Source organism: Sanguibacter inulinus, from assembly GCF_013415325.1.
Lineage (GTDB): Bacteria > Actinomycetota > Actinomycetes > Actinomycetales > Cellulomonadaceae > Sanguibacter > Sanguibacter inulinus.
The window spans coordinates 77,824-93,840 of record NZ_JACBYE010000003.1 but is presented as its reverse complement, the minus strand read 5'-3'; the positions used below and the strand labels follow the sequence as shown (position 1 = coordinate 93,840).

At 69.3% G+C, this 16,017-nt stretch carries 15 protein-coding genes; 10 read left to right on the top strand and 5 right to left on the bottom strand.

Annotated features, from left to right (window positions below; all coding sequences use genetic code 11):
* Positions 1–6 precede the first annotated feature (6 nt).
* Positions 7–1,566 (top strand): aminopeptidase P family protein, encoded by a 1,560-nt coding sequence (locus HZZ10_RS02100; RefSeq protein WP_056129024.1) that lies wholly within the window; start codon positions 7–9, stop codon positions 1,564–1,566.
* Positions 1,567–1,707: 141 nt separating this feature from the next.
* Here the strand turns inward: HZZ10_RS02100 and HZZ10_RS02095 are convergent, their stop codons facing one another.
* Positions 1,708–2,553 carry a YflT domain-containing protein gene (locus tag HZZ10_RS02095; protein WP_228086857.1) on the bottom strand — a complete coding sequence of 282 codons (846 nt, stop codon included), beginning with the start codon at positions 2,551–2,553 and terminating at the stop codon, positions 1,708–1,710.
* 146 nt (positions 2,554–2,699) lie between these two features.
* Here HZZ10_RS02095 and HZZ10_RS02090 point away from each other — a divergent pair, with 146 nt between their 5' ends.
* The 3 genes from HZZ10_RS02090 (at position 2,700) to HZZ10_RS02080 (ending at position 5,880) form a co-directional block, all read left to right on the top strand.
* The gene (locus tag HZZ10_RS02090) at positions 2,700–3,983 is read left to right on the top strand and encodes a magnesium transporter MgtE N-terminal domain-containing protein (RefSeq protein ID WP_179912223.1); all 1,284 of its coding nucleotides are present in this window, start codon (positions 2,700–2,702) and stop codon (positions 3,981–3,983) included.
* The gene (locus HZZ10_RS02085) at positions 3,976–4,575 is read left to right on the top strand and encodes a DUF1003 domain-containing protein (RefSeq protein WP_179912222.1); all 600 of its coding nucleotides are present in this window, start codon (positions 3,976–3,978) and stop codon (positions 4,573–4,575) included. Before HZZ10_RS02090 ends, HZZ10_RS02085 begins: the two co-directional genes overlap by 8 nt.
* Before the next feature lie 141 nt (positions 4,576–4,716).
* A complete protein-coding gene (locus HZZ10_RS02080; protein ID WP_179912221.1) occupies positions 4,717–5,880 on the top strand; it encodes an Mrp/NBP35 family ATP-binding protein in 1,164 nt (387 codons plus the stop codon).
* A gap of 13 nt (positions 5,881–5,893) precedes the next feature.
* Here the strand turns inward: HZZ10_RS02080 and HZZ10_RS20145 are convergent, their stop codons facing one another.
* On the bottom strand, positions 5,894–6,154 hold the full coding sequence (locus HZZ10_RS20145; RefSeq protein WP_373367309.1) for a PTS transporter subunit EIIB: 261 nt from the start codon (positions 6,152–6,154) through the stop codon (positions 5,894–5,896).
* On the opposite strand from HZZ10_RS20145, the gene HZZ10_RS19285 reads away from it, so the two are divergent.
* A complete protein-coding gene (locus tag HZZ10_RS19285) occupies positions 6,084–6,341 on the top strand; it encodes a hypothetical protein (RefSeq protein WP_228086856.1) in 258 nt (85 codons plus the stop codon). The two genes, HZZ10_RS20145 and HZZ10_RS19285, sit on opposite strands and share 71 nt — an antisense overlap.
* Positions 6,342–6,378: 37 nt before the next feature.
* Here HZZ10_RS19285 and HZZ10_RS02070 read toward each other — a convergent pair whose 3' ends face one another.
* The 3 genes from HZZ10_RS02070 to HZZ10_RS02060 all read right to left on the bottom strand — a co-directional run bounded on the left by HZZ10_RS02070 (position 6,379) and on the right by HZZ10_RS02060 (position 10,791).
* Positions 6,379–7,275, bottom strand: coding sequence for a PRD domain-containing protein (locus HZZ10_RS02070; protein WP_179912219.1), 897 nt, complete (start codon positions 7,273–7,275; stop codon positions 6,379–6,381).
* Between the two features lie 130 nt (positions 7,276–7,405).
* Positions 7,406–8,818 (bottom strand): glycoside hydrolase family 1 protein, encoded by a 1,413-nt coding sequence (locus HZZ10_RS02065; RefSeq protein WP_179912218.1) that lies wholly within the window; start codon positions 8,816–8,818, stop codon positions 7,406–7,408.
* Between the two features lie 17 nt (positions 8,819–8,835).
* The gene (locus HZZ10_RS02060; RefSeq protein WP_179912217.1) at positions 8,836–10,791 is read right to left on the bottom strand and encodes a beta-glucoside-specific PTS transporter subunit IIABC; all 1,956 of its coding nucleotides are present in this window, start codon (positions 10,789–10,791) and stop codon (positions 8,836–8,838) included.
* A gap of 310 nt (positions 10,792–11,101) precedes the next feature.
* Here HZZ10_RS02060 and HZZ10_RS02055 point away from each other — a divergent pair, with 310 nt between their 5' ends.
* The 5 genes from HZZ10_RS02055 (at position 11,102) to HZZ10_RS02035 (ending at position 15,989) form a co-directional block, all read left to right on the top strand.
* Positions 11,102–11,764, top strand: a complete 663-nt coding sequence (locus HZZ10_RS02055; RefSeq protein ID WP_179912216.1) for a histidine phosphatase family protein — start codon at positions 11,102–11,104, stop codon at positions 11,762–11,764.
* A gap of 274 nt (positions 11,765–12,038) precedes the next feature.
* Positions 12,039–12,308 (top strand): HPr family phosphocarrier protein, encoded by a 270-nt coding sequence (locus HZZ10_RS02050; protein WP_179912215.1) that lies wholly within the window; start codon positions 12,039–12,041, stop codon positions 12,306–12,308.
* Between the two features lie 284 nt (positions 12,309–12,592).
* Complete coding sequence (locus HZZ10_RS02045; protein ID WP_179912214.1) at positions 12,593–13,618, top strand: hypothetical protein; 1,026 nt, start codon at positions 12,593–12,595, stop codon at positions 13,616–13,618.
* Between the two features lie 74 nt (positions 13,619–13,692).
* Complete coding sequence (locus tag HZZ10_RS02040; RefSeq protein WP_179912213.1) at positions 13,693–15,285, top strand: efflux RND transporter periplasmic adaptor subunit; 1,593 nt, start codon at positions 13,693–13,695, stop codon at positions 15,283–15,285.
* A complete protein-coding gene (locus tag HZZ10_RS02035) occupies positions 15,282–15,989 on the top strand; it encodes an ABC transporter ATP-binding protein (protein WP_179912212.1) in 708 nt (235 codons plus the stop codon). Before HZZ10_RS02040 ends, HZZ10_RS02035 begins: the two co-directional genes overlap by 4 nt.
* The last annotated feature ends 28 nt before the right edge of the window (positions 15,990–16,017 follow it).

Sequence of the window (16,017 nt, the reverse complement as noted above, 5' to 3'; positions counted from 1 at the left end):
GGTGGGATGAGCTCGGACACCACTGACACCAGCACCCTCGGCGCCGACAGCACCCCTGACGCCCCCGAGGGAACCGCCCAGGCACTCGAGGACCGCAACGAGAACCGCTCGCAGCGCCCCTCGTCTGCTGCCTTCCGCGACTTCATCACGAGCGGCTGGGGCCCGCGCGTCGACCTGGGCGTCGTCCCGGGCGCGGCTGCGCCCTACACCGCAGCCCGACGCGACGCGGTGTCGGCCGCCTTCCCCGGCGAGCGCCTCGTGGTGCCAGCCGGGACGCTCAAGCAGCGCTCCAACGACACGGACTACAGGTTCCGTCCGCACTCGGCCTTCGCGCACCTGACAGGCTTCGGCTCGGACCAGGAGCCCGACGCCGTCCTCGTCTTCCACCCGCTCGGCGACGAGGGCCACGAGGCTGTCCTCTACGTCCGCCCGCTCGCCCCGCGCGACACCGAGGAGTTCTACGCCGACTCCCGCTACGGCGAGTTCTGGGTCGGGGCCCGCCCGTCGCTCGACGACGTCACGACCTCGACGGGCATCCGTGCCGCGCACATCGACGAGCTCCCCGACGCGCTCGCGAAGGACACCGGCGAGGGCGGCGTGCGCCTGCGCGTCGTGCCCGGCGCCGACGAGTCCACGTCGATCCTCGTCGAGTCGCTGCGACACCTCGCGGGCGAGGTCGACGACGCCGAGACCGCCGAGGTCGACGCCCAGCTCGCCGAGATGCTCTCCGAGCTGCGCCTGATCAAGGACGAGCACGAGATCGGCCAGATGCGCGAGGCCGTCGACCAGACGATCGCCGGATTCGAGAAGGTCGTGCGCGCCCTGCCCCGCGCGACCGCACACGCACGCGGCGAGCGCGTCGTCGAGACCACCTTCGACGGGCACGCCCGCCTCGAGGGCAACACCGTCGGCTACGAGACCATCGCCGCAGCGGGCGAGCACGCGACCACGCTGCACTGGATCCGCAACGACGGCCAGGTGCGCTCGGGCGAGCTGATCCTGGTCGACGCCGGGGTCGAGGTCGAGTCGCTCTACACGGCCGACGTGACCCGCACCCTCCCCGTCGACGGCACCTACACCGACGTCCAGCGCCGCGTCTACACGGCTGTGCTCGACGCGGCCGACGCCGCCTTCGCCGTCGCGAAGCCCGGGACGAAGTTCGCCGACATCCACGCCGCGGCGATGGTCGTCATCGCGGAGCGCCTCGGTGAGTGGGGCCTGCTGCCCGGGACCGCCGAGGAGTCCCTCGACCCCGAGGGTCAGTTCCACCGTCGCTGGATGGTGCACGGCACCAGCCACCACCTCGGCATGGACGTGCACGACTGCGCCCAGGCCCGCCGCGAGATGTACCTCGACGCCGTGCTCGAGCCCGGCATGGTGTTCACCATCGAGCCCGGTCTGTACTTCAAGAGCGACGACCTGTCGGTCCCCGAGGAGTACCGCGGGATCGGCGTGCGCATCGAGGACGACGTCCTCATCACGGCCGACGGCCACGAGAACCTCTCCGCGGCGCTCCCCCGCCGTCCCGAAGAGGTCGAGGCCTGGATGGCGTCGCTGCGCGACTGACCGCACCGCCAGACCGCAGGGCGACCTCGCCCTGAGCACGACGCAGCCCACCTAGTCTCCGGACCAGGTGGGCTGCGTCGTGCTCGAGGTCAGACGTCCGTCCGCGGCTGCAGAGCGGAGGGATGACGGCTCGTGCTCAGCTCACACGTCTGCCGGCGGCTGCGGGGCGGCAGGCTGCTGTGTCGGCGCCTGCTGCGTCGGTGGCTGCTGGGTCTGCGTGGCGGGCGGCTGCTGGACCGAGGGCTGCTGGACCGGCGGGACGGGAGCCTGCTGCTGCGGGCTGCCCGGGTACTGCGGCTTGCCGTCGACCACCCGGACGCCGTAGCGGGGTTCTCCGCTGGGGGTCACGTGCTGGGGCGACGGTGCGGGAGCTGTCGGTGCCTGTGGCGCCGCAGGTGCTGCGGGCGGTGTCGGCGCGCCGTAGGACTGGCCGTAGGCGGGCGGCTGGACAGGCTGCGCGGAGGCGAGCGGGTGGGCGGCCTGCGCTGGGGCAGGACGCCCGAGGAGGTTCGCCTCGCGCAGGATCTGCGTGGCCTGCCCGGCGGTCTCCCGCTCGCAGAGCACGGCGTAGGACGACGCCACGATCTGGCTGGACGACGTGAAGTCGCGCTTGCCGCGCGTCAGCGAGAAGGACAAGACCGAGAACAGCAGACCGAAGCCTGCACCGATCCCGATCGCCGCGACGATCGAGTAGACCGAGCCCTCGGGCGAGAACATCGTCAGCAGCAGCCCGACGAAGAGGCCGAACCACGCTCCGGAGGCCATGCCGGCGACGGCGACGCGCGGGTAGGTCAACCGGCCCGTGACCCGCTCGACCATCTTGAGGTCGGTGCCGACGATCGTCACCTGCTGGACTGGGAAGCCCTTGTCCGACAGAGCCTCGACAGCCTTCTGGGCGTCGAGGTAGGTCGAGTGGACGGCGATCTGCTCACCCTGGGGCAGGGTCGGCAGCTTGGGTGCGACGGAGTTCTGGCGAGGCATGCTCATGCCTCATTCTTGCGCAGAGTCCACCCGCCTGCCAGGGACGTCCTCTCACCGCTGAAAAGCGCTCTCGTGCCTCTGGTCAGGAGCATCACAGCCGGACCGGCCGGCGGGCGCATGCCAGACCTCGACGGGGTGCGTAGTCTTACCGCGTGAGCAGCGCCGGAACTCAGGTCTTTGTCGCGCGCCTCGCCGGAACCACGGTCTTCGATCCGCTCGGAGACCAGGTCGGCCGGGTGCGCGACGTCGTCGTCCTCGTCCGCTCCAAAGGTGCGCCGCGCGCCGTCGGGCTCGTCGTCGAGGTCCCGGGCCGCCGCCGCGTCTTCTTGCCGCTCACGCGCGTCACGAGCATCGACGCCGGACAGGTGATCTCGACGGGGCTGCTCAACATGCGCAGGTTCGAGCAGCGCGCCATGGAGACCCTCGCCGTCGCCGAGCTCTTCGACCGCACGGTCGAGATGGTCGACGGCTCAGGGCCGGTCACCATCGAAGACGTGTCGATCGAGAAGCAGCGCACAGGAGACTGGCGAGTCAACAAGCTCTTCGTCCGCCGTGCGGGCTCGGGCAAGGGGGCGCTCGGTCTGCGTCGCCGCGGGCACACGCAGGTCGTCGACGTCGAGGCCGTGACCGGTCTCGCGGACGTCTCGGCGGCCCAGGGCGCTGCCCTGCTGCTCGAGGCCTACGACGCCCTCAAGCCAGCCGCCCTCGCCGACGTGCTGCACGACCTCGGCGAGAACCGCCGCATCGAGGTGGCCGGGGCCCTCGACAACGACCGCCTCGCCGACGTCCTCGAAGAGCTCCCGGGCGACGACCAGGTCTCGATCTTGTCCTCCCTCGACACGGGCCGGGCCGCCGACGTCCTCGAGGCCATGCAGCCCGACGACGCCGCCGACCTCCTGCACGAGCTCCCCGACGCCCAGGCCGCCGAGCTGCTCGGCCTCATGGAGCCCGACGAGGCCAAAGACGTCCGCCGCCTGCTCGCCTACGACGAGAACACCGCCGGCGGCATGATGACCACCGAGCCCGTCATCCTCTCCCCCGAGACTCCGATCGCCGCGGCGATGGCGCACATCCGCCGCGCCGACCTGTCACCGGCTCTCGCGTCGATGGTCTTCGTGGTGCGTCCGCCGCTCGAGACCCCGACGGGGCGGTTCCTCGGTGTGGTGCACTTCCAGAAGATGCTCCGCGAGCCCCCGCACGAACCCCTCGGGTCGGTCCTGGACACCGACGTCGAGCACGTGCAGACCGACGCGCCGCTCGGGCAGGTGGCCAGGATCCTCGCCGCGTACAACCTGCTGGCCCTGCCCGTGCTCGACAGCGAACGACGGCTGCTCGGTGTGGTCTCGGTCGACGACGCGCTCGACCACATGCTCCCGGCCGACTGGCGCGAGAGCGACGACACCGAGAGCACCAGGAACGAGGTGACCCGTGGCTGAGCGCCTCGACACGCCGAAGGAGTCACGCCGGAGCCTGATCCCACGGGTGCGGGTGGAGCACGACGCCTTCGGTCGCGCCTCCGAGGGGATCGCGCGGTTCATGGGGACACCCAGGTTCCTCGTCTACATGACGGCCTTCTGCATCGCGTGGCTGGCCTGGAACGTCTGGGGCCCGGAGAACCTGCAGTTCGACTCTGCGGCGCTCGGCTTCACGGCGCTCACGCTCATGCTCTCCCTGCAGGCGTCGTACTCCGCGCCGCTGATCCTCCTCGCGCAGAACCGTCAGACCGACCGCGACAGGGTCACGGCCGAGCAAGACCGCCAGCGCGGCGAGCGCAACCTCGCCGACACCGAGTACCTCGCCCGTGAGATGGCTGCGCTGCGCATCGCCCTGAGCGAGGTCGCGACCCGTGACTTCGTGAGGTCGGAGATCCGCAACCTCCTCGAGGAGATCGCGGTGAAGGACTCCGCCCGCGACGCGGAGCGGGAGGCAGAACGCGACGCCGAGCGCGAGGCGGACCGGGAGGCTGAACGTGAAGCAGGTCGAGAGGCCGAACGGGACGTGAGCCGGGAGGCCGACCGACAGGACTGAGGACCGCGGCGCTCGCTCGAGCGCAGGGCCTCGCCCTGCGTCGCGGTCCCGGTCACGGTCACGGTGAGGGCGCCTCTCGTGCGGGTGACCAGGGCCTCTCGTCCCGGGAAGGCCACCCGGCCGCCCGCGTAGGATCGAGGTATGGCTGACTCTCTCCTCCCGGCTGACCTGAGTGCTCTCGAGACCGCAGTCCGCGAGGCGATGGGCCGGGTGATCGACCCGGAGATCCGACGTCCGATCGCCGACCTGGGGATGATCCGTTCGATCGAGGTGCGCCCTCTCGCCGGGGGCGGCGCGCAGGCAGTCGTCGGCGTCGACCTGACGACGGCCGGCTGCCCCATGAAGAGCACGTTGTCCAAGGACTCGACGGCGGCCGCGCTGAGCGTCGAGGGCATCGACGAGGTGGCCGTCGAGCTCGGGGTGATGAGCACCGAGCAGCGCGCAGGCCTGCGCTCGATGCTCCGCGGCGGTGAGGACGCGCCGCGCATCCCCTTCGCGGAGCCGGGGTCGCTGACCCGCGTGTATGCGATCGCCTCCGGGAAGGGTGGCGTCGGGAAGTCCTCCGTGACTGCCAACCTCGCGGCCGCGATGGCACGGGACGGCCTCTCGGTGGGTGTCATCGACGCCGACATCTACGGTTTCTCGATCCCCCGGCTGCTGGGCGTGACGCAGCAGCCGACGAAGGTCGACAGCATGCTCCTCCCGCCGATCGCGCACGAGATCAAGGTGGTCTCGATCGGCATGTTCGTGCCGGCCGGTCAGCCTGTCGTCTGGCGCGGGCCGATGCTGCACAGGGCTCTCGAGCAGTTCCTCAGCGACGTGTTCTGGGGCGATCTCGACGTCCTGCTGCTCGACCTCCCGCCCGGCACGGGCGACATCGCGATCTCGGTCGCGCAGCTGGTGCCATCGAGCGAGATCGTCGTGGTCACCACCCCGCAGGTCGCTGCTGCTGAGGTGGCGGAACGCGCTGGGTCGGTCGCGCTGCAGACCAACCAGTCTGTGGTCGGCGTCGTCGAGAACATGTCGTGGCTCGAGCAGCCTGACGGCAGCCGCCTCGAGATCTTCGGCTCTGGCGGTGGCGATCGGGTCGCGGCGAACCTCACCGAGATGACGGGCGGGCCTGTGCCGCTCCTCGGCCAGGTACCGCTCGACGTGGTGCTCCGCGAGTCCGGTGATGACGGGGTCCCCGTGGTGCTGAGCCACCCGGAGTCACCTGCGGCTGTGGCTCTCACGGAGGTCGCGCGGGCGCTCACGGTCCGCAGCCGAGGACTCGCTGGGCGCAGCCTCGGGATCTCACCGCTCTGACCCCGAGCTGCGATCAGTCTCCGGCGGAGGACGTCAGCTGCAGCCTGAGGGCTTCGAAGACCTCCACGAGCCCCTGGCTCAAGGCGACCTGAAGCTCTCCACCCTGGAAGACGACGACAGCCACCGTCCTGAGACGTCCGAGAATCTCTAGGTCAGCGCACGCTGGGTCCGCCAGGACGAACCGCAAGCGAGACCAGCACCGGGTGAGCCTGACGACGTTCGCAGCACCGCCGACGGCGGACAGGACCTCTACGGCTGCCGCGATGCTGGTCACGCTCACGCCCACGCCCACGCCCACGCTCACGCTCACGCTCACGGCCGCACCCTCGTCCGCTCTCACGCTCACGGCCGCACCCTCGTCCGCTCTCTCGCTCACGGCCGCACCCTCGTCCGCTCTCTCGCTCACTCCCGCACCCTCGTCCACGCCCACTCCCGCGCCCTCGCCCTCGCCCTCGCCCTGACTCACACCCGCGCCGGCGCCCGAGCCCGCGCCCGTCATCATGCGAGCAGCGGGCGGTCGGTGGTGGGCGCGGCGGGCCCAGTCAGCGCTGCCGTCCGCGTCGGCTCATCGGTGAGCCGTGCGACGTGGAGGCACAAGAACAGGACCTCGTCCTCGTCGACGTTCCAGCCGAAGCGCTCGTCGAGCAGAGCGGCGATCCGCAGCGCGGACCCGTACTCGCGAGGCCGGGCCGCGCGGACGGCCTCAGAGAGCTGGAGCCCCGGACGGTTCGTGCTCCGGCCGGCCCGTTCACGGGCGAAGAGGTAGCGCAGGTGGGTCACGAACCTGGCGACCTCGACAGAGTCCTCGTCGATCTCGGTGCCGTGCTCGTCCCGGATGATCGAGAGGACCTCAGAGAGCACCTCCGTCATGCGCACCGTGGTCCCGATGTCGACCGTGCCGAACTGCGTGGTGACCAGGTGCAGGGCGATGGGCACAGCCTCGAGGTCAGGGAGCCGGACTCCCCTGCGCTGCTCGATGATCTCGAGCGCCGTCCGCCCCACGGCCACCTCCGCAGGGTAGAGGGTGGCGATCTCCCAGCTCAGCGGGTACTCGATCGAGATGCCCTCGGCTGCCCGCCGCAGCGCAAAGCTGATGTGGTCGGCCAGCGGGACCAGCACGTGACGGGTCACGTGGTCGCCCAGCGCGGCGCGGGCGACAGCCACGATCTCTTCTGTCAGGACGATGTCGTCGAGCGGGATCTCGTCGACGAAGGCCGCCAGCCGTTCGGCCGTCGTGCTAGCCGAGGGGACGAAGGCCTTCTCGACCAGCAGCGGGTCGATCGGGTCGCCTGGACGCGCCTGGAACCCGATGCCTCGGCCGAGGACGACCGACTCGGCACCGTGCTCGTCGACCCCGAGCACGACGTTGTTGTTGAACACCTTGGCCACTCTCACGTGCTTCTCCTCCGGAGCGGTCTGGAGTGCCGTCGTGGGACGGCCTGGAGCGACGAAGACCCGACCTGCAGACAGGCGTCATCCGTGCGTCGTCGGCTCAGACGACGCCAGCCTGCACGGGACCTGCTGGTCAGGCCTGCTCGCCGTTTGTCTCGATGAGGGCCTTGTACCAGCCGAAGCTGTCCTTGCGGACCCGCCTGAGGTCTCTGAGGTCGGTCTCGTCGCGGTCCACGTAGACGAAGCCGTAACGCTTGCGCACCCCCTGGTGGGTGGACACGAGGTCGATCGCCGACCACGGGCAGAAGCCGATCACCTCGACGCCGTCGGTCAGCGCCAGCTGCATCTGCTCGACGTGCTGCGAGAGGTACTCGATGCGGTACGGGTCGTGGACCGTGCCGTCCTCTTCGAGGACGTCGAAGGCTCCGAGACCGTTCTCGGTCACCATGAGCGGGAGGTGGTAGCGGTCGTAGATCTCACGGAACGTCGTCCGGAAACCGACGGGGTCGACCTCCCACCCGAACTCGTTCTTGGTGAGATACGGGTTCGGTGCCGTCCTGTACACCCCCTCCTCCCCGAGGACGATGTGCTGGTCTCCCGTGTCGCCGGCATCTGTGCCATCACCGAGAGGAGCGGCGACGGTGTGGGTCGTGTAGTAGTTGAAGGCTATGAAGTCAGGGTGGCCCGCAGCCAGCACCTCCATGTCGCCGTGGTCGACCCGGGGAGCCCAGCCCCGCTCGACCAGGTAGGCCCAGGCCGTCGTGCTGTACCGACCGTGGACGGCCACGTCCAGGTAGAGCCAGTTGCGGATGGCGCTGAAGGTGGTGGCTGCCACGACGTCCTCGGGGGCTGGGCTGGCCGGGTAGACCGAGGAGATGTTCGGCGCCGGCCCGATCTTCGCCGCGGGGAGAACCTCGTGGGCGAGCGCCATTGCCCGGGCCTGCGCGACCAGCATGTGGTGGTTCTGCTGGTACACCTCCCGGGCGGGGTCGTCGGTCCCCGGAGGCAGGATCCCGAGAGCAGCCCCGTGCATCACCATCATGTTCTGCTCGTTGATCGTCAACCAGTAGGTGACCTTGTCACCGAACTCCTCGAAGAGGATGCCGGCGTACCTGACGAAGGCGTCCACGGTGCTCCGCTCGGACCACCCGCCCTTCTCCTGCAGGGCCTGCGGCAGGTCGAAGTGGTACATGGTCAGCACGGGTTCGATCCCGGCCGCACGGAGCTCGTCGATGAGCCGGTGGTAGAAGTCGATGCCGGCGGGGTTCACCTCGCCGTCGCCGTCAGGGACGATCCGGCTCCAGGCAGCAGAGAACCTGTAGGCGGACAGACCGAGCTCGGCGAAGAGCGCCACGTCGTCGGTGACGCGGTGGTAGTGGTCGCTCGCGACCGTGTAGTCGCTGGTCCCGGCAGGATAGGACTCACGAGCGTCGATGACGCTCGGACCCTTGCCGTCTTCGTCCCAGGCCCCCTCGACCTGGTAGGCAGAGGTCGACGCTCCCCAGAGGAACCCCGGTGGGAACGCAGCGAGACTGTCGTACTTCATGGTGGTGCTCCTTCTGCTCAGCGGACCACGGTGAGGACCGTGGAGGTCAGGTCGACGTCGCCCGGTCGTGCGGCGAGGACGTCATGGTGTGGACGGGCGTCGAGGACCAAGACGACGGTGACGGGGTTGAACCCCTCGGCGGTCACGCCCGCGAGGTCGACGAGGGCGAGCAGGTCGCCGCGCACCACGTGCTGCCCCTTCTCGACACGCGTGACGAAGTGGCGGCCTTCGAGCCGGACCGTGTCGATACCGACGTGGACGAGCACCTCGACACCGTCGACGGACCTCACCCCGTAGGCGTGAGGCATGACGCTCACGACCTCGCCGTCGAAGGGGGCGTGGATGCTCCCTCCGCTCGGGACCACGCCGAGGCCGTAGCCCAGAGCACCCGACGAGAAGACAGCGTCTGGCACAGCCGCGAGCGGGACTGCCCTCCCGACGACCGGAGAGCCGACTGTGGTCACCGAGGTGAGGGTCGCGGTCCGACCTCCCGGAGCCGCTGCGGGAGGGCTGGTCGGTGCGGGTGCAGGCACTCCGGTCGCCCCGCCGGGACCGTCACCGACCCCGGTCGTGCTGGCGTCACCGGCCGCTCCGGCTGCCCGTCCGGGGGCATCGGCCGAGACTGTCTCGGGTGGGTCCTCGAAACCGAGGAAGATCGTCAGCAAGAACGCAAGGACGATGGCGATGCCGCTCCCGACCACCTGGAGCGTGAAGTTCCCGATGTTCATGTACGCACTCAGCGACACGAGGCCGGGGAGGGCGAAGACGTCGGCCGCTGACCCTCCGGCCGACGCGATCCCTCCGCCGACCCCTCCGGCGATGCAGGCGTAGACGAACGGCCTCTTCAGCCGCAGGGTCACACCGTAGATCGCCGGCTCGGTCACCCCGGCCAGCAACCCAGACACAGCCGCAGGCCCGGCGATCAGCCGCAGGTCCCGATTGCGCGTCTTGACGAAGACCGCGATGCACGCCGCCGCCTGCGCCATGACCGCGGCGACGAGCGGACCGCTCAGCACAGAGAAGCCGTTGGTCGCGAGGTCGTTGATCATCACGGGCACAAATCCCCAGTGCACACCGAAGATCACGAAGACCTGCCAGAAGGCTCCGAGCAGCGCGCCGCCGACCGCAGGGCTGAGTGTCCAGAGCCAGGTGATGGCGTCGGAGAGACCGCTGCCGAGAGCACTGGTGACAGGTCCGATCGTCAGCAGCGTGACGGGTACCAGGACAGCGACGACGAAGAACGGCGTGAGGAAATTCCGCAGGGACGAGGGGAGCGCCTTGTCGAGCAGCTTCTCGAGGTGGCTCTGCACCCACACGGCCACGATGATCGGGATCACCGACGAGACGTAGCTGACCATGACGACAGGCAGGCCGAAGAAGTGCACGGGGGTACCTGCGGTGTCGAGCGCGATGATCGACGGGTGGACGAGGGCTGCTGCGACCGCCATGGCGACGAAGGGGTTCGCCCCGAATCGCCGCGCGGAGGTCACCGCGAGCAGGACCGGCAAGAAGGTGAACAGCCCGTCTCCGGCCGCGTTGAGGATGACGTAGCTCTGCGACTGCGTGTCGAGCCACCCGAGCGTCCCGACGAGCGCCAGCAGAGCCTTGAGCAGCCCGGTCCCGGCCAGCGCCCAGAGGAGCGGGCTGAAGATGGTCGACACCAGGTCGATGAAGCCGCTCAGCAGGCTCCGGCGACCGCCCGCGCTCCCGCCTGCCTGCTCTCCCCCGAGGTTCATGATCTTGCCGAGCTCCGCGTAGGCCTGCGGCACGTCGTTGCCGACGACCACCTGCAGCTGCCCGCCGCTCGTGACGACCGCGATGACGCCCGCAGTGGCCTCGAGAGCAGCCGTGTCGGCCTTCGAGTCATCGTTCAACCTGAAACGCAGGCGTGTCGCGCAGTGGACGACCGAGGCGACGTTGACCTCGCCTCCGACGTGCTCGAGGACGCTCTGCGCCATCTCGTCGTATCTCACGCTGACTCCTCTCTGAACCAATCCGACAAAAGGGATGTCGCAGGGAACAAAAAAGACCCAAGCCCGGGTCGAGTCGCGCGATGGGCACGAGTCGAGCCACAGCTTGGGTCTTGCCTTGAGGTAAGTAACAATCCCAGATCTGAGACGGACGACGGGTCATCCGCAGCTCGAACATAACCCAGGGGGCAGAGCGTGTCCAGGACGAGCCCTCCCGCCGTCGCCAGGCTGTGGACGACGCCGCTCGCCCGGGTCTGCCGTCCGCGTTCCGCACCCCAGACGGAGCCCGGCGCAGGCGGTAGCATCCCCTGGCATGCTGACCCTGCACCTCGTCCGGCACGGACGCACAGTCTTCAACACCGAGCGCCGGCTGCAAGGCTGGTGCGACTCTCCCCTCACCGCAGACGGGCTCGTCGGGGTGCGGTCGACTGCCTCCCACCTGGCCGCCACCCGTCTGGACGCGGCGTACACCAGCCCGTCGGGACGCACCCGCACGACTGCCGCAGAGATCCTCGCCCACCACCCCGGCACACCCCTCGTCGCAGTGGACGGGCTGAAGGAGATGAGCTTCGGCGACCTCGAGGCATCCCCCGAGGACGAGCTCTTCCGCGAGGTCGACGCCCGGGAGCTCTTCGGCTCGGTACTCGCCGGGACCCACCCGGGCTTCCCCGAGGGCGAACCGGCGCACGAGTACATCGAGCGTGTCGTCGCAGCCTTCGAGACGATCGAGCGCGCGCACCTCGACGACGAGCACGTCCTCGTCGTCAGCCACGGGGTGACGCTCGCGGTCTACCTGCGGCTCGTCGTCGGGGGCGACCTCGAGCCGCTCGCGAACGCCAGCGTCTCGACGGTCTCGGTCGACCGTGCGGGGAGCCGGAGCGCGCTCAACGTCGGGTTCGACCCCTCGGGCCAGGGGGTCTCGGCAGGATTCGAGCCCGCAGAGGACACGACGGTCGTTGAGACCCCGAAGCCCTGACCCAGGCCGGGACCCGCTACCAGGCATGCGGTCCACGAGACAGCCCTGCACCTGGGGACCGACGCCCTCAGAAGCGGAGCTGAGGCTTGACGTGCTGATCAGCAGGGACGTATAACGGTTCCCACCCGAGGATTGTCACTGACCCGATCAGGCAAGACCTGGACCCAGCACCCCGTCGCACGACGGGCGTCGCCGGCGTCCAGGTCTTTTTTTGTCTGCGTACGGGCGTGCACCATCCCGGGCCTCCACCTACCGAGCACCCGAGGAGCACCCAGTGCCACGACGTCTGGTCACCATCGCCTCAGCCTCCGGCCTGCACGCCCGGCCGGCCTCGCTGTTCACCCGGGCAGCCGCTGCCACAGGGCACGAGATCACGATCGGGCGACCCGACGAGGAACCTGTCGACGCGTCAAGCATCTTGCTCGTCATGTCGCTGGGCCTGTCACGGGACGAAGACGTCGTCCTCGAGTCCCACGCCCTCGAGGCCGAGACCGCTCTCGACGACCTCGCGGCACTGCTCGGGACCGACCTCGACGCCGCATGAGGCCGCCGACCGCGCGCAGCACCCGGTCCCACCCCTGGCGGAGGTCACCGCCCCTCGAGACGCTCGGGCACGTCCAGCCGGATCACGCGGGGCGACGCTCGCACGCACAGAACCCGAGGTCAGCGCCGCGGCGACCACCTCCGGAAGAAGTAACCCTCGGTCGCGTCGATATCCACCTCTGGGTGGATACCCAGGCGACTCCCAGCAGTCTAAGGTCGTGCCGTCACCGTCCGGTGACCAAGTACATGCGTGATCTTTAAACTACTTTGCCGAGGAGCCTCTCGATGATGACCCGCCCCGCACACCGGCTCGCCGCTGGCCTCGCCGTCATCGGGCTCCTCGCCCTGACTGGCTGCTCAGACGACGCGGAAGGGGGCGGTTCGGAGTCGAGCAGCGCCGCCACGAGCCCTCTGACCGCGTACTTCGCCGACGTCGACCAGGAGTTCGACCAGGCGGAGAGCGACCGCCAGCAGGTCGAGATCGAGAACCTCGTCGCCGAGTGCATGGCTGACGCCGGTTTTGAGTACATCCCCCAGGACAACACTGGGAGCACCGTCGTCATGGACGAGACGGACATGGAGGAGCAGAACACCGAGGAGTGGATCTCCAAGAACGGCTACGGCATGTGGTCGTACAACGAAGCGCCGACCGACGAGGCCGACGAGGAGGTCGAGGAGTGGGTCGACCCCAACGCCGACTACGTCGCCTCGCTCTCGGAGTCGGCCGCCGCCGCGTACTACGAGACCCTCAACGGCCCGGACATCTGGTCCGACATGACCGAAGAGGAGATGGAGACCTACGAGTACGACTGGGAGCAGGCGGGCTGCTACGGCTGGGCCAGCAACGAGGTCTACCCCGACATGGCCGGAGCGGACTCCGAGTTCGAGCCTCTCTTCGACGCGATGAACGCCATGTACGAAGAGCAGATGTCCTCCCCCGAGCTCAAGACCCTGCAGTCTGAGTGGTCGGCCTGCATGGCTGACGCCGGGTACCCCGACCTCGCGACTCCCGAAGACGCGATGAACGCGGTCAACGAGCAGCAGAACGCGCTCTGGGAGAACCTCCCGCAGCCTGAGAACCCGGACGACCCTGACGCCGTGTGGCCCGAGCCCTCCACCGAGGACCTCAAGGCCGTGAAGGAGAACGACATCGAGACGGCTCTTGCCGACTTCCGGTGCAAGGAGTCTGTGAAGTGGACCGAGCGTGAGCAGAAGGTCACCTTCGCTCTCGAGGAGCAGTTCATCAAGGACCACAAGGCCGAGCTCGACGCCTACAAGGCCTCGATGATCGAAGACGCCGCCGCGTCCTGACGGACCGCTCTCGCTCCCACCACCTCTCTCGCCGCGCCCGTACGCGGCCTTTCTCACAGGAGAACGGTTCAGTCATGACAGCAGCGAAGCCTCTCTCGAGGTTCTTCAGCGGCAACCGCGTCATCTGGCTGCTCGCAGCCGTGGCCGTCGTGTTCCTCACGGCCGGGATCGTCATCGCACGATTCATCGAGTCCCCGGCTGACGCAGCAGCGAAGGTCGCCCCGCCCGAGGCCGGGCTCATCACCGTGCCCGTCGAGAACCGCGTCATCGCCAACGACGTCAGCCTGCGCGCCGACGTGCTCTACGACGAGTCCGTCGCAGTCGCGATCGACACGACAGACATCTCAGGGACCCCTGTCGTCACAGGCCAGGTCCCCGAGGTGGGCACGACGATCGACGCCGCCTCGGTGGTGCTCGAGGTCGCCGGGCGGCCTGTCATCGCGCTGCCGGGCGAGCTGCCTGCCTACAGGACCCTCAGGGTCGGGGTGTCTGGGCCTGACGTCGTCCAGCTCAAGCAGGCTCTGGCTGCTCTCGGGATCAACCCCGGGAACGTCGAGTCCGACGTGTACGACGCGGCGACAGTCGCAGCCGTCGACCAGCTGTACGTGGCGGCGGGCTACCCGTCACCTGCGGCGAGCGACGAAGACACCGCGGCGCTGCAGTCGGCCCGCGACGGGCTGCGGTCGGCGAAGGACATGCTGGCGGAGGCCGAAGCTGCGCTGACGACTGCAGCCGGTGGTGCGACGAAGTCCGAGCGGATGACTGCTCAGAGCGAGGTCAACGACGCACAGCGCCTGCTGAACCAGAAGATCGCCGCTCGGGACACCCCACAGCCTCCTCCCGAGGAAGGGGCTGGCGACCCGCCGTCTCCCCAGAGCCTCCAAGACGAGGTCGACAGCGCTCAGGAAGCACTCGATATCGCCATCGCGGCTCGCGAGGAGAAGAACGCGGGCACAGGCACCTCGAGCGAGGTCACCGCTCGCGACAACGCCCGCGCGGCCGTCGAGCAGGCTCAGGCAGACCTCGACACGGCGCTCGAGAGCACCATGACAGCACTCCCGGCAGCCGAGGTCGTGTACTTCTCGAACCTGCCGCGCCGCGTGGACCAGGTCCAGACCAAGCGAGGCACCACACTCTCGGGGTCGACGCCGTTCATGAGCGTCTCCGGCGCCGACGTGGTCGTCGAGGGCTCGCTCGCGGCCTCCGACGCCGAGCTGCTCGAGGTCGGCATGACCGGCACGTTCCCCGTCCCTGACGGCGGCGGGACCATCACCGGCACGGTCTCGGAGATCGTCCCGGCCACCGAGTCGGAAGCGCCCGAGGGTGAGGACGGCGGTGAGGGTGAGGGCGGAGACAGCGCCACGACGTCGCGCTTCACGGTGACCTTCGTGCCCGGAGGGCTCACCGACGAGCAGATCGCCGTGCTGCTCGGCCAGAACATCAAGATCACCGTCCCTGTGAGCTCGACCGGTGAAGAGGTGCTGGCCGTCCCGGCAGCGGCGCTCACCGCTGGCTCGGGCGGCGAGTCGCGCATCGAGCGGGCCGCCTCCGACGGTACGACAGCGCTCGTGACGGTCGAGACGGGCCTGGCAGCCGACGGCTTCGTGCAGATCGTGTCGTCCGAGCAGCCGCTCTCGGCCTCCGACCAGGTCGTGGTCGGCAAGTGACCGCTGTCGACGAGCAGACCGTCGAGGTCGCAGTACGTCAACCCGTCGTCGAGCTGGTCGACCTCACGCGCACCTTCCCGGGGCCCGTGAACGCCCTGACCGACGTGAACCTCACGGTGCGGTCCGGTGACTACCTGTCGATCATCGGGCCGTCGGGGTCTGGCAAGTCGACCCTGCTGCACATCCTGGGTCTGCTCGACCGTCCGACCAGCGGTGAGTACAGGCTCGACGGTCTGCCCACAGGCACCGCGTCCGAGTCGGACCGTGCAGCGCTGCGCGGTGGCCGGATCGGTTTTGTGTTCCAGTCCTTCCACCTCCTGCCGCACCGCACGGTCCTCGACAACGTCCTGCTCGCGACGCTCTACTCGGGCGTCCCGCGCGGCGAGCGGGAGCAGCGGGCTCGCACAGCGCTCGAGCGCGTGGGCCTCGACCACCGTGTCGACTTCACGCCCTCGACGCTCTCGGGCGGTGAGCGCCAGCGCGTCGCGATCGCCCGCTCGGTGGTCGCCGACCCCAAGCTGTTGCTCGCCGACGAACCCACCGGGAACCTCGACACCAAGAACTCGGCAGGGATCATGGATCTCTTCGACGAGCTCCACGCCGACGGTCTGACCCTCGTGGTCATCACCCACGACCTCGCGGTCTCAACCCGAGCCGAGCGCCGGGTCCGCATCTCCGACGGCCGTCTGCAGGAGCTCGCATGATCTTCCGACGTCCCCGACGAGAGGGAAC

What these genes read in the sequence shown, in the direction of transcription:
- HZZ10_RS02055 (WP_179912216.1), top strand. Translation starts at nt 11,102, where the DNA reads ATGCTGACCCTGCACCTCGTCCGGCACGGACGCACAGTCTTCAACACC.
- HZZ10_RS02065 (WP_179912218.1), bottom strand. Translation starts at nt 8,818, where the DNA reads ATGAAGTACGACAGTCTCGCTGCGTTCCCACCGGGGTTCCTCTGGGGA.
- HZZ10_RS02100 (WP_056129024.1), top strand. Translation starts at nt 7, where the DNA reads ATGAGCTCGGACACCACTGACACCAGCACCCTCGGCGCCGACAGCACC.
- HZZ10_RS02080 (WP_179912221.1), top strand. Translation starts at nt 4,717, where the DNA reads ATGGCTGACTCTCTCCTCCCGGCTGACCTGAGTGCTCTCGAGACCGCA.
- HZZ10_RS02040 (WP_179912213.1), top strand. Translation starts at nt 13,693, where the DNA reads ATGACAGCAGCGAAGCCTCTCTCGAGGTTCTTCAGCGGCAACCGCGTC.
- HZZ10_RS02095 (WP_228086857.1), bottom strand. Translation starts at nt 2,553, where the DNA reads ATGAGCATGCCTCGCCAGAACTCCGTCGCACCCAAGCTGCCGACCCTG.
- HZZ10_RS02045 (WP_179912214.1), top strand. Translation starts at nt 12,593, where the DNA reads ATGATGACCCGCCCCGCACACCGGCTCGCCGCTGGCCTCGCCGTCATC.